This is a genomic window from Rothia sp. HMSC064F07, from assembly GCF_001837265.1.
Lineage (GTDB): Bacteria > Actinomycetota > Actinomycetes > Actinomycetales > Micrococcaceae > Rothia > Rothia mucilaginosa.
In genome coordinates, this window is record NZ_KV831926.1 from 121,956 (window position 1) to 133,705 (window position 11,750).

An 11,750-nucleotide genomic window follows, 5' to 3' on the forward strand; every position below is an offset into this window, starting at 1 on the left:
AGCCCCGGCGGGTACCCGAGAAGGTGCCCGCCGGGGCTTCGCGCTGTCTACATCATGCGCGGGTGCTAGAACTGGCTCTGCCTAGAGCTGGGGCAGGGGTTATAGCTGGCACAGGGTTTATATCTGGTGCAGGGGGTTAGAGCTGGCGCAGTGCGAGCAGCCCGCGGCTGAAAGCATCCGCGGGACCCTTGCCGCACGAGTTGGGGCGCGGCTCAAGGGCGACCCGCTCGAAGAAGATGACCCAGGTGCGTCCGTCGGTGTGGGAGGTGAGTGCCGCCTCCAGGGTGGGGTGTTCGGCGGTATCTACCGCGGGGTCGATGCCCGCCTCGCGGAGCGCAATGAATGCCTCCCGCCCCGATGTTTCACGTGAAACCAAACCTCCAGAGGTTACTTCTTCACCCTTTTTCTCCAGTTCGAGGCGTACCGCAACCTCCGCCGCCTGCTCCACCGGGGTATCCGTGCTGCGGCCTCGCAGGCCGTGCAGCGACGGAATGGAACGACCCGCCAGCGACAGGTACGCCGCCAGTGCCGAAGGCTCCGACAGGCGACCGTAGGTGTAGCCGGTGGGCAGCATAATGCCGACCGGGGCGAAGCGGTGACCGCCCGTATGCGAGCACTCCCAGACCACATTACCCGGCAGAATATCCGCCAGGTGCGCCGCAATGGGGCGACCGCGCAGGGCACAGCAGCGGTCACGCTTGGAGTGGGCGCACACGAGAATGGCGGGGGAATCAATGAGCTCCGCGCCGGTCACCTGAATCAACTCCTCCGGGTTGTTCAGGGGTAGGTCGAGGAGCTGTTCGGGGGTGCTCACGCTGAACGAGTAGAGCTTCTCTTCACCCGGGGTGCAGAGCGCGTAGAGCACCCGGTGGGTCGGGTTGCCGGATGCATCCGGCGCACCGTGCAGCACGCGCCCCGCCCTGCCCGTCTGGCGGATCAGCAGGAACTTCAGCCCCGCCTGTGAGACTGCCTCGCCCAACGCCTCCGAAAGCTCCTCGCCGAGGGCGGAGCCGTCCAGCACGTCGCGGCCCCACTGGCCCACGTGCTCGAGAGCCAGCCAAGCGGTGGCGCGTCCGGCGGTGCCGCCGAGAGCCTCGTCGTCGTAGAGGGAGCAGGAATCCGTCGGGATGCTCGTGGCGCGGGTGCGTGAAGAGAGCTCATCGGCGTGTGCGGCACGCAGGTTGTTCAGCTCGGTGGGGTTGGTGGCGCGCGGCTCGGGGGTTGCGGGGGTGCAGGATTCAGTCATGGTTCCTTGATTCTACGCCTGCAGGATGTGAATGACCTATGTTGCCCCTGTATGGTCTAAATGCTGAAAAACAACCGCTCAAGGGTGATTTTTGGGGACTATCGGGCGGTCAACTACTCAGGAAGAAGTGCTGAGGCGACGCGGTAGAGGCGGTCCTTTTCCTTGGGGGTGCCGAAGAAGGAGCGGAGCATGTACCCCTGGAAGACCATCATGAAGGCGTCTGCAGTGTCGCGGGCGTAGTCGGCGATGAGCGCCTCCTGTTCGGGGGTGCGCTGCGCTGAATTGGGGTTGATTTCGTGTAGAACGCTGAGCTGTTCGGCTGCCCAGGGGGTGAGGGTCTTTACGATGATGCCCTGCAATAGAGGCATGGTGTCTGCGGTTGCCCTGGCGATTTCGGGTGCGTGGAGCGATCCGGCGCGGATGCGCAGCATGGCGGAGAAATTGTCGTTTACCAGCTGGTTCGTGTGGATGGTTTCGAGAATATCCTGGGGGCCTGCGCCTTCGGGGAGTGTTTCGTAGAGCTCCTTGACGTTGTTGAGGCGCTCGTTGATGGCGGTGATGAGGATGTCTTCTTTGCCGGAGAAGTGCGAGTAGATGGACCCGGAGGACAGTCCGGAGGCTTTGATGATGTCGCTCATGGAGGTGTTGGTGTAGCCCTTTTCGAGGAAGCAGCTAATGGCGGCTTCGATGATTTGGGCTCGGCGTGCGGCTTTGGTGGCGTCTGTTAGTCGGGGCATGGTTCCAGTCTAGGGGGTGGGGCTAAAGAACGCGTAAACACAACACTGATTCTTTTTGTGACTTTACAAACAAAATAGCTATTTCGTTTGCACTCAGCAAAAATCGAGGGTAGAGTTCTGACTCGTAAACGAAATAAACATTTTGTTTGGAGATTCTTGTGAACAATGAAACTACCACCGCAGTCACCGCAGAGGCAGTGACCGCCGCAGCCCCTGAGCGCGCATCCCAGAAGATCGCGGCAAAGAGCATTGCAGAAACAAGCACGCAAGAAACCACCGACCGTTCCTCCTGGCTCAAGGTCATCACCACCTCCGTACTAGCATCCTTGGTGGTAGCACTCATCGTCCTAGCCTTCACCTGGCCCACCAAGACCATGGAAGCAAAGAACCTGCCCGTCTCTATCGCAGGCCCCGAGGTGACCGTCAGTCAGTTTGAACAGTCCCTCAAAGACCAAGGTATTGAAACCTTCGACTTGAAGCAGGCATCCTCCCGCGAAGAGGCTGAACAGCAAATCAAGCAGCGCGAAACCTACGGCGCAATCATCTTCACCGAAGGCGCCGCCCCCGAAGTGCTGACCGCACCAGCCGCAAACGCCGCAGCAACCCAGATGCTCAACGGTGTTGCCACCCAGCTGAACGCGCAGATTCAGCAGAAGGCACTCGCCGCTAAGACGGAAGCCCTCACCCAGGCGGTGCAGGCGGGCGGTGAACAGGGTGCGCAGGCCGCCGCCCAGCTGGAGCAGATGAAGGTGCAGGCCGAGCAGGCATCCGCAATGGCGGTGAAGACCACCGTCGTGGTACCCCTGAGTGAGAATGACTCCTCCGGTTCCGGTATCGCTATCTCCGCATTTCCGCTGGTCATTGGCGGTATTCTCGGCGGTTCCTTCTCCGTACTGTGCGTGAACGGCACCTGGCGCCGCTTCGCCACCGCAACCCTGTACTCCGTCATCGGTGGTGCACTGACCGCCCTGATTCTGAACGTCTGGTTCGGCATCATCCCCGGCGACTTCGCTACCCTGTGGGCTGTTTTGAGCGCTACCTACCTGGCTAATGCAGTTTTCATTGTGGGTGTGAGTGCACTGTCTTCGCCGCTGATTGGTCTCGCTGTAGGCGCGGTCATCACCATGTTCATTGGTAACCCGATTTCGGGTGCCAGCATGCCGAGCGTGTTCCTGCCCGGTGCGTGGGGGCAGATTGGTCAGATGATGGTGCCGGGTGCCTCATCGACTCTGCTACGTTCGATTGCGTACTTCCCGGAGGCTACAACGAGCGACCAGTGGCTGGTGCTTGGTTCCTGGATTGCGTTCGGTCTGCTGACCGGCGTGATTGGCTGGGCTCTCAAGGAGCGCCGCACCGCAACGGTGGAGGCATAACCACCGCGGCTTAGACCGCCGGTACAACGTAGCCGACGCAATATAGCTGGCGCAACGTAAGAAGGGTGTGTGCCGTGTTCACTGAACACGACACACACCCTTTTCTGTCGGACTACCGACTGCTATTCGCTGTTACTGGTTGTCGAGCACGTACTGCTTGAACTGCTCGTCCCGGCGTTTGAACTCTTTGAGCTCATTCTCCAGGGCTGCCTGGTTTTTGTCGACGAGCGGCTTCTGGTACTGCGCCTCCAGGTCGTAGAGTTTCTGCGAACGGCCTACATCCTGATTGCACTGCGCCTCGATAGTAGCGATTCGAATTTCTTCCTCGGAGGCGACGGTGCTATGAGGAATATTCTTCGATTCTTTGACGGTCATCTCACTATCGGGGGTGAGGCCCTTGTCTTTGACGCATCGCTTCCATTCGTCGTCAAGAGATTTTTTGAGTTGCCTATCCCCAGCGGCGTTTCGAGCGTCGGTCTCCAAACGTCTATACGTGGCGGAGCCGAATGGTATCTCTCCAATTTGCTTCATCTCATCGCTGGCGTGCTGATAACATTCGGTGCTGACATCCTTCCCAGGGTCGGAGGAGGGCGCAGGGGAGGACAGATCCAGCGTATTCGATTCATTGGGCTCGTGGAGGCCGTATTTTTGGGCGCGCTCAACATTCCAGAATCCGTAGGTCCTGCCGTAGTTCCTGCCGGCCCCCTCGGTGCGGACAAACATCTCGTAGTGCTGCCCGTGTTCGGCAAAGCATTTTTTGCGGGCGAGCTCAAGGGCCTTGGTGAAGTATTCGTCCTTACCGTCGGTGTTGTAAGCGTCCAAGGGTAGAATCACCCGATCATTTTCTACGTCGAAAATCGCGCGGGCACTTTCATCTTTCTCCAACGTGGGACCGAAAGAGCAAGAGGACAGCACAGTGCTGATGAGGGCAGCCGCCAGGAGCTTTTTCAAAGCTGACATGGTGTATATCCAATCTGTTACGGGGAGTCCGTGGCGTCGCGGCCACAACCCCCTGTAGACCACGCGCACTAGGTGGCCTTGAGAACACTTCTTGAGAAGGTGACTTAACAATACCCCTAGTGGATACGGGTTTGCGCTCAATAGGCTGGTGCGTGCAGTAGAAAATTTTCTGCCGCATGGGGGGGCGGTGCCGGTTGCGGATTTGCCCGGTGAGATTGCGGCGAAATTGCGCAGGATAGGCGGGCACACCTGATTTGGTGCCCCGCCCGCCTCGCGCCACAATGAACACATGACCGCAGAAGACACCAACGCACTAACCAGCGCCAGGCTCGACCTCTGGCTCTGGTCAGTGCGCATCTTTAAAACCCGCTCCCTCGCCGCCGACGAATGCAAAGGCGGCCACGTGCGCGTCAACGACGCCCCCGCCAAACCCTCCCAAAAACTCAAAAAAGGCGACATCGTCAAGGTCCGCTACCCCGGCTGGGAACGCGTCTTCAAAGTTGAAAAACTCATCGTCAAACGCGTAGGCGCACCCATCGCCGTCACCTGCTACGAAGACCTTTCCGGCCCGCGCCCCGCCTACCTCTCCATGCCGCCGGTCGCCAAACGCGAACGAGGCAGCGGCCGCCCCACCAAGAAGGAACGCCGCGCCCTCGACGAACTACGCGGCCGAGGCGCCTAACAGCGCCCGTCTCGCACGCCCATCTCGTAGAGTGCACCCCGCCCCGCGCGCAGGCACCCGCCGCGGCGGTGGGGAGTAGCCTAGAAGGATGAGCACACAGAAGCACCCGAACAACGCGTCCGGTCAGAACGCCGTGAACCCCAGCGCGAATGCCGCCGCGAACACCGCCGAGCCTTCGCTGAACCGGCGCATCCTCGCACTCGCCGTACCCGCCTTCGGTGCGCTCATTGCTGAACCCATCTTCGTGCTCACCGACTCCGCCCTCATCGGCCAACTCGGCAAGGCAGAACTCGCGGGCATGAGCATCGCCGCCACGCTCGTCACCACGGTCGTGGGTCTCATGAACTTTCTCGCCTACTCCGTTACGCCCGCCGTGGCGCGCGCCTTCGGCGAGAAGAACCTGCGCCGCGCCTGGCAGATCGGCGTGGACGGCGTGTGGGTCGCTTTCGGCCTCGGCGTGTTCCTCATGATCGCCGGATACGCCTTCGCAGACCCGCTGCTGCGCGGCCTCGGCGCGACCGACGAAACCATGAGCTACGCCCTGGACTACCTGCACCATTCGCTGTGGGGTATTCCGCCGATGATGATTATCCTCGCGCAGGTCGGCACGCTCCGCGGGCTGCAAGACACCGTCACCCCGCTCAAGGTCGCCACGGTCGGCACGCTCGTGAACATTGCGCTGAACTGGCTGCTCATCTACCCGGTCGGCTGGGGTGTGGCAGGTTCGGCGACCGGCACCTCCCTCACCCAGTGGGGCATGGCGGCCGCGCTCGGCATGGTCATGATGCGCGGCACCCGCGAACACGCCGTCCGCTGGGCACCCGACATGACCGGCATGCGCTCTGTGCTCTCGCTCGGCTCCTGGCTCATGCTGCGCACCCTGTCCATGCGCATCGCCTCCCTGCTGACCGTGTTCGTCGTGGCACGATTCGGCACCGAACACACCGCCGCCTACCAGCTCGGCATGGGCGTATTTAACCTCTTCCTCTACGCCCTGGACTCCCTCGCCATCGCCGCCCAGGCGCTACTCGGCAAGGAACTCGGCGAACGCGACCTCAACGTAGAATCCGAACGTGCGAAGGTCCGCCAGCTGAAAAACCGGCTGCTCCGCATGAGCCTCATCTACGGCGTCATCACCGGCCTAATCTGCCCGCTCATCGGCTTCTTCGGCTCCTGGATTTTCACGCAGGACGCGCAGGTGGCGTTCCTCTTCACCATCGCCACCGTCATCATTGCCCTCGGCCAGCCCATCGCCGCGTACGTGTTCACCCTGGACGGCATCCTCATGGGCGCGCAGGACGTGAAATACCTGGCAATCGGCTGCTTCATCATGCTGGTGATGTACGTGCCCGTCATGCTCGGCCTGCACTGGGCGGTCGGCGCCGGCACCATGGATGCGCTCGCCGGGTATTGCGGCTTGTGGGCGGCGTATATTCTGTACTTCCAAGGAATCCGCGCGGTCATTTTCGGCCGCCGCGCCGCCTCGGATGTGTGGATGAAAGCCGGTGCCGAGTAGGGGCATCATAGGAGGTGCTGGGCAGGTGCGCTCTGGGCGCCTTGGGTACCAGCCCACCGGCTTCGTACACCCTGTAATACGACACCGGCAATACGGTCCCGCCGCTCGCGGGCGTATTTCCTGCAGGCGTAACTGACCACATTTTCCGCCGCCCGCACCCTCCGCGGGTGTAGCATGACAGGGTAATGAAACCCTCATGCAAAGGATGAAACCGTGACCGTAACCCGCGAAGAAGCCCTCGAAATTTTCGCCCGCCGCCGCGCAACCCGCGCCTACGACCCCGACCGCCGCGTCAGCGACGAAGACTTCGCCGCAATCCTCGAATTTGCGCGCCTGTCGCCCAGCTCCGTCGGCACCGAGCCGTGGAAGTTCCTGGTCATCCAGGACCCCGAACTGCGCGAAAAGCTCAAGCCGATCGCCTGGGGCATGGCGGGCGCCCTCGACGACGCAAGCCACCTGGTCGTACTGCTGGCGAAGAAGGGCCTGCGCTACGACACCCCGTGGATGCGCCGCACCCTCGAAGGCCGCAACCTCACCGAGGAGCAGATGCAGGCCGCACTCGAGCGCTACGGCAACTTCCAGAAGAACGACATGAAGGTCCTGGAAAGCGACCGCGCGCTCTTCGACTGGGCCTCCAAGCAGACCTACATTGCCCTGGGCAACATGATGACCGGCGCCGCAATGCTCGGCATCGACTCCTGCCCCATCGAGGGCATGAACTACGAAGCAGTGAACGAGCTGCTCGCCTCCGCAGGCCTGTTCGACCCGGAGGAATACGGTGTGTCCGTGGCTGTGACCTTCGGTTACCGCGCCCGTGAGATCGCGCCGAAGAGCCGCCGCTCCATTGAGGACCTGGTCACCTGGGCGTAAGGTTCTTGTCGGGCTCTCGGCGAGGTTTTCTTGCCGGGTTTTAGGCTCGGGCTTTCGGGCGAGGCGTTTGAGCTAGGCGTTCAAGCCGCCGCCCGTGAAAACTAAATATAAAGAAATGCACCGCCTTTACACGGGCGGTGCATTTCTTTATATCTTTTACCGTACAAAAAGCACGGTGAGATATGCTTTTGAATTTTTCGTTTGAAATCGCGCGGGGCAATTCATTCTGTATAACGGTAGGGTGCTACTTCCTAAACGCCGTCAGACGCATAGAATTCAGCACCACAAACACCGAACTAAACGCCATTGCCGCACCCGCAATCATCGGGTTCAGCAGGCCCGCCACGGCGACCGGAACAGCCACCGAATTGTAGGCGAACGCCCAGAACAGGTTCGACTTAATGGTGCGCAGCGTAGCGCGGGAGAGACGCAGTGCCGTCACCACCGAAGCAACATCCGAACGGGTCAGCACAATATCGGCAGCCTCCGCGGCAACGTCCGTGCCCGAACCCATCGCAATGCCCAGCTCCGCAAGAGCCAGCGCCGGGGCGTCATTCACGCCGTCGCCGACCATCGCCACGCGGTGACCGGCAGCCTGCAACTTCTCAATCACCTGCGACTTACCCTCCGGGGTCACGCCGGCGTACACGTTCTCAGCCGAAATACCGACCTGCGAGGCGACCGCCTGCGCAACCTGCGGGGCGTCACCGGTGAGCAGGATCGGCTCCATGCCGAGCTCACGCAGCTGCGCCATGGTCTCTGCAGCCTCCGGCTTGGGGGTGTCGGCAACCGAAATCATGCCGACCGGCTGCAGAGAGGAGGTGGTGTTCGGGGCCTCATCAGGTGCCTCACCGCGGGCAACCACCACGGTCGTCAGACCCGCCCGGCGAGCCTGATCCAGCAGAGCCAACTGGCCCTCACTCAGCTGCGCGCCGGCTGCCTGCAGGTACTCGGGAGTACCCACCACAACCAGCTGGGAGGCGCCGTTCTCGGCACCGTCACCCGCGCCGCTCAGCACGCCGCGCACGCCTCCGGGAACACCCTCGAAGTCGCTCACGCTCGGTGCCGAAGCGCCCTCGGCCAGCACGCCCTGTTCGCGGGCAAAACCGGCAATTGCGCGGGCAATCGGGTGCTCGCTCAGCGCCTCCACGGCGGCTGCATCACGCAGAACAGACAGGGAACGCTCGTTCTTGGAACCGGCGGAATCTGGCGAAATACCGGACAAGTCACCTGCCGACTCATAGTCGTCAAAAGTGCCGTAGAACGCCACAGACATCTCGCCGGTCGTCACGGTACCGGTCTTATCCAGCACCACGCGATCAACCGTGCTCGTCGCCTCCAGCACCTGCGCATTACGAATCAAAATGCCCAGCTGCCAGCCGCGACCCGTACCCGCCAACAGCGCCGTCGGGGTCGCCAAACCCAGGGCGCACGGGCACGCCACCACCAGCACCGACACCGCCGCATTAAACGCCGCAGCACCATCACCAGACACCAGCCACCAGCCGACCAGAGTCAGCGCCGAAATCGCCAAAATCACCGGCACAAACACTGCAGAAACACGGTCTGCCAGACGAGCAATCGGAGCCTTCGTCTCCTGCGCGCTCGCCACCAGCTCACCCATCTTCGCCAGAGTCGTCTCAGCGCCCACGCGGGTCGCACGCACCGTCAACGAACCAGACGTATTCACCGTCGCACCCGTGACCGCATCACCCGGATGCACCTCAACCGGCACGGACTCGCCGGTCAGCAGGGACGCATCCACCGCGGAGGTACCCTCGACCACCACGCCGTCCGTGGCAATCTTCTCGCCCGGGCGCACCAGGAACAGGTCATCCGGCATGAGGTCCTCCACCGGAACCTGCACCTGCTTGGTCACGCCCTGCTTATCGGTGCGCAGCAGGGTCGCCTCCTTCGCGCCCATGCTCAGCAGGGTGCGCAGCGCATCCGAGGAGCGGTGGCGGGTGCGGTGCTCAATTGCGCGGCCAATCAGCAGGAACAGCGTCACCATGGACGCCGAATCGAAGTACAGCGGCGCATGGTGGCCGGTAAACATCGACCAGAAGCTGCCGCCCGCATGGTGCACGTGCGCCGTCAACGCCGGGTTCATGAGCAGCTGCGCCAGCGAATAGAAGTACGCCACGACCACGCCGAGGGACACGAGCGTATCCATCGTGGAGGAGCCGTGACGGGCATTGATGAGCGCGGCGCGGTGGAACGGCGCGGCGCACCAGAACGCGACCGGCGCGGTCAGAATCGCCACGACCCAGCCCCAGTTCGGGAACTGGAACGCCGGGAACATGGAAATCAGGAAGATGGGCACACCCAAAATCGCCGCATAAATAATGCGGTCAGTGAAGCCGCCGTTCATGCTCGGGGTGCTGTGCTGGTTGCCGCCGCCGGATGCGCTCGCGTTCGTTCCAGCGCCCGCGCGTGGCCCGTTCTTGAGGTGCGCCGTGTAGCCGGCATTGTTGATGGTCTCAACGATCTGCTCGTCGCTCACACCCTCGGGTACGATGACGCGCGCCGACTCCAGTGGCAGGTTCACCGCCGGGTCAACGCCGGGGATTTTGCGGAGCTTACGCTCCACGCGACCCACGCAGGATGCGCAGGTCATACCCTGAATATCCACGTGGATGATTCGGGTTGACTCCGTTGATTTTACGGTCGTTCCGGCGGAATTAAAAAGAGAGCGCTCACTCTGTAACGAGGGCTCACGGGTGGTTAGTGAAGGCTGTGTAGAAGACACAATACTTCCTCAAAACTCAAAAACGGGAGGGTAGAAAAAGGTACACACCAAGCCGGGGGAGGGGCCTCGAAGGACCCCGCCCCGGGCGGTGTTTGGTGCAGTATCAGGGGTGCAGCGTCGAGAGCGCGCGAGGGTGAAGCCACGGGTAAAACCGCGAGGCGGTAAACGCGGCGGCGAGCGTAGGGTTGCGGCTGTGAAAGCGGCGGCTTAGTGGTCGCCGGGCAGCCCATCCGGCCTGCTCGTATGCGGGCGAATACCGGTCACCTTCGCGCCACGATCAGACACACCGTAGGCACGTTTCACGGTAGCCCGCGGGAACGGCGAAGCGTTCGCCTTCTCGCGCGCCTTCACGCCCTGCTCGTGCTCGGCGGAACGCTTATTCGCGCTCGTGCCGCTACGTCGCGCGGCGCCGGACGCATCTTCACGCGCCGTATATTCGGGGCTCTGCTTCACCCACGAATCGACCAGCGCCGCATCCAGATTCATCTGCCTGGCAACGCGGGCAATCGCGTCGCGCAGGTGCATGTTTTCGGCGCCGACAAGGGTGCGGACCGCGCCAACAACCATCGCAATGTACTGCGGAGGGTAAGCCATGATGACTCCTAATCGAGCCGGCTGCCGTGCTAGACGGCGGGGGTGAAGCCAGCCTCGACGATGGCGTCTGCGACAGCCTGAGTGTTGAGGGTGCCCTCGTGCTCAATGGTCACGGTGGAGACGCCGTCCTTGACGACGTCCACGGTCACGCCGGTCACGCCGGGAACTTCGCTGACCTCTTCGCTGACGCTCATAGCGCAGTGGTTGCAGGTCAGGCCGGTTGCCTTAACGGTGGTGGTGCTCATGATGATTTCCTTTCGGTAATGGGTTGAAAACTTGGGTCCGCCCGGTGTTTAGGGGCAGCGTGTTTAGCTGCGCATGAGGCGCGAGATCGCGGCGGTTGCTTCTTTGACCTTGGCCTCTGCGATGGTCGGGTCGCCGGTGCGTTCGGATTCGACGGCGGCGCCGGTCACGCAGTGGCCGATGTGCTCTTCGAGCAGGTTCAGGGAGACGGCGTGGAGCGCCTTGGAGACCGCGGCAACCTGGGTGAGGATGTCGATGCAGTACTTGTCTTCATCGACCATGCGGGCGATGCCGCGAACCTGCCCTTCGATGCGGCGCAGGCGCTTGAGGTGCGCCTCTTTGTTGGAGGTGTAACCGTACTGGGTTTCGGGCGCCTCGCCACTGCAGCATGCGCCAGTGTGCGCCTCAGTGGGTTTTTCGGCGGGTGTGCCGGATGCGGTGCTGACCTGGGTGGATGTGCTGTGGCAGCACTGGTTGCTGGTGGTTTCCATGGCTCCAGTATATACCCTAGGGGGGTATCCCGCAAGGGGGTGTTACGGATTATTACGGGTTGTTACGCGGTATGGGTTTTCATGCCGAGACTTTTTGCGCCGAGAATTTTCGCTATGGGGCTGTAACCCGTACAGAATTTGTGCCATGGTTTAGTATCTTCTGCCATGGCTTTTAGCTACGACCAAAGACACTAACCTATGGCACAAATCCGTAAACCCATGACCGGATCTCCGGCTGCGCCAGGTAGGCGGGAGCAGGTTATGGGTTATGACTTAGCCTTTTCGTCGA

General features: G+C 62.0%; 11 protein-coding genes. 4 read left to right on the forward strand and 7 right to left on the reverse strand.

What is annotated here, in order from left to right:
* Positions 1–136: 136 nt before the first annotated feature.
* Both HMPREF2712_RS02955 and HMPREF2712_RS02960 read right to left on the reverse strand, forming a co-directional pair.
* A complete protein-coding gene (locus HMPREF2712_RS02955) occupies positions 137–1,246 on the reverse strand; it encodes a sucrase ferredoxin (RefSeq protein ID WP_070616257.1) in 1,110 nt (369 codons plus the stop codon).
* A 113-nt stretch (positions 1,247–1,359) separates the two neighbouring features.
* Entirely contained in the window at positions 1,360–1,983 is a 624-nt protein-coding gene (locus HMPREF2712_RS02960; protein ID WP_049362429.1) for a TetR/AcrR family transcriptional regulator, read from the reverse strand.
* A gap of 158 nt (positions 1,984–2,141) precedes the next feature.
* Here HMPREF2712_RS02960 and HMPREF2712_RS02965 point away from each other — a divergent pair, with 158 nt between their 5' ends.
* Positions 2,142–3,356, forward strand: a complete 1,215-nt coding sequence (locus HMPREF2712_RS02965) for an ABC transporter permease (protein WP_246827935.1) — start codon at positions 2,142–2,144, stop codon at positions 3,354–3,356.
* A 132-nt stretch (positions 3,357–3,488) separates the two neighbouring features.
* Here HMPREF2712_RS02965 and HMPREF2712_RS02970 read toward each other — a convergent pair whose 3' ends face one another.
* Positions 3,489–4,316: a UDP pyrophosphate synthase gene (locus tag HMPREF2712_RS02970; RefSeq protein WP_070616259.1), complete on the reverse strand. Its 828-nt coding sequence runs from the start codon at positions 4,314–4,316 to the stop codon at positions 3,489–3,491.
* A 289-nt stretch (positions 4,317–4,605) separates the two neighbouring features.
* Between HMPREF2712_RS02970 and HMPREF2712_RS02975 the strand changes: the two genes are divergently transcribed.
* The 3 genes from HMPREF2712_RS02975 (at position 4,606) to HMPREF2712_RS02985 (ending at position 7,384) form a co-directional block, all read left to right on the forward strand.
* Positions 4,606–4,998, forward strand: a complete 393-nt coding sequence (locus tag HMPREF2712_RS02975; RefSeq protein ID WP_070616260.1) for an RNA-binding S4 domain-containing protein — start codon at positions 4,606–4,608, stop codon at positions 4,996–4,998.
* A gap of 88 nt (positions 4,999–5,086) precedes the next feature.
* A complete protein-coding gene (locus HMPREF2712_RS02980) occupies positions 5,087–6,514 on the forward strand; it encodes an MATE family efflux transporter (RefSeq protein ID WP_083309679.1) in 1,428 nt (475 codons plus the stop codon).
* Between the two features lie 213 nt (positions 6,515–6,727).
* Positions 6,728–7,384, forward strand: coding sequence for an NAD(P)H-dependent oxidoreductase (locus HMPREF2712_RS02985; protein WP_070616261.1), 657 nt, complete (start codon positions 6,728–6,730; stop codon positions 7,382–7,384).
* A gap of 244 nt (positions 7,385–7,628) precedes the next feature.
* Here HMPREF2712_RS02985 and HMPREF2712_RS02990 read toward each other — a convergent pair whose 3' ends face one another.
* The 4 genes from HMPREF2712_RS02990 to HMPREF2712_RS09225 all read right to left on the reverse strand — a co-directional run bounded on the left by HMPREF2712_RS02990 (position 7,629) and on the right by HMPREF2712_RS09225 (position 11,461).
* Complete coding sequence (locus HMPREF2712_RS02990) at positions 7,629–10,136, reverse strand: heavy metal translocating P-type ATPase (protein WP_070819232.1); 2,508 nt, start codon at positions 10,134–10,136, stop codon at positions 7,629–7,631.
* Between the two features lie 204 nt (positions 10,137–10,340).
* Complete coding sequence (locus HMPREF2712_RS02995; protein ID WP_049341993.1) at positions 10,341–10,727, reverse strand: hypothetical protein; 387 nt, start codon at positions 10,725–10,727, stop codon at positions 10,341–10,343.
* Between the two features lie 29 nt (positions 10,728–10,756).
* A complete protein-coding gene (locus tag HMPREF2712_RS03000; protein ID WP_044150011.1) occupies positions 10,757–10,972 on the reverse strand; it encodes a heavy-metal-associated domain-containing protein in 216 nt (71 codons plus the stop codon).
* A gap of 63 nt (positions 10,973–11,035) precedes the next feature.
* The gene (locus tag HMPREF2712_RS09225) at positions 11,036–11,461 is read right to left on the reverse strand and encodes a metal-sensitive transcriptional regulator (RefSeq protein ID WP_012902717.1); all 426 of its coding nucleotides are present in this window, start codon (positions 11,459–11,461) and stop codon (positions 11,036–11,038) included.
* Positions 11,462–11,750: the final 289 nt, after the last annotated feature.

What these genes read in the sequence shown, in the direction of transcription:
- HMPREF2712_RS02975 (WP_070616260.1), top strand. Translation starts at nt 4,606, where the DNA reads ATGACCGCAGAAGACACCAACGCACTAACCAGCGCCAGGCTCGACCTC.
- HMPREF2712_RS02970 (WP_070616259.1), bottom strand. Translation starts at nt 4,316, where the DNA reads ATGTCAGCTTTGAAAAAGCTCCTGGCGGCTGCCCTCATCAGCACTGTG.
- HMPREF2712_RS02995 (WP_049341993.1), bottom strand. Translation starts at nt 10,727, where the DNA reads ATGGCTTACCCTCCGCAGTACATTGCGATGGTTGTTGGCGCGGTCCGC.
- HMPREF2712_RS09225 (WP_012902717.1), bottom strand. Translation starts at nt 11,461, where the DNA reads ATGGAAACCACCAGCAACCAGTGCTGCCACAGCACATCCACCCAGGTC.
- HMPREF2712_RS02960 (WP_049362429.1), bottom strand. Translation starts at nt 1,983, where the DNA reads ATGCCCCGACTAACAGACGCCACCAAAGCCGCACGCCGAGCCCAAATC.
- HMPREF2712_RS03000 (WP_044150011.1), bottom strand. Translation starts at nt 10,972, where the DNA reads ATGAGCACCACCACCGTTAAGGCAACCGGCCTGACCTGCAACCACTGC.
- HMPREF2712_RS02955 (WP_070616257.1), bottom strand. Translation starts at nt 1,246, where the DNA reads ATGACTGAATCCTGCACCCCCGCAACCCCCGAGCCGCGCGCCACCAAC.
- HMPREF2712_RS02980 (WP_083309679.1), top strand. Translation starts at nt 5,087, where the DNA reads ATGAGCACACAGAAGCACCCGAACAACGCGTCCGGTCAGAACGCCGTG.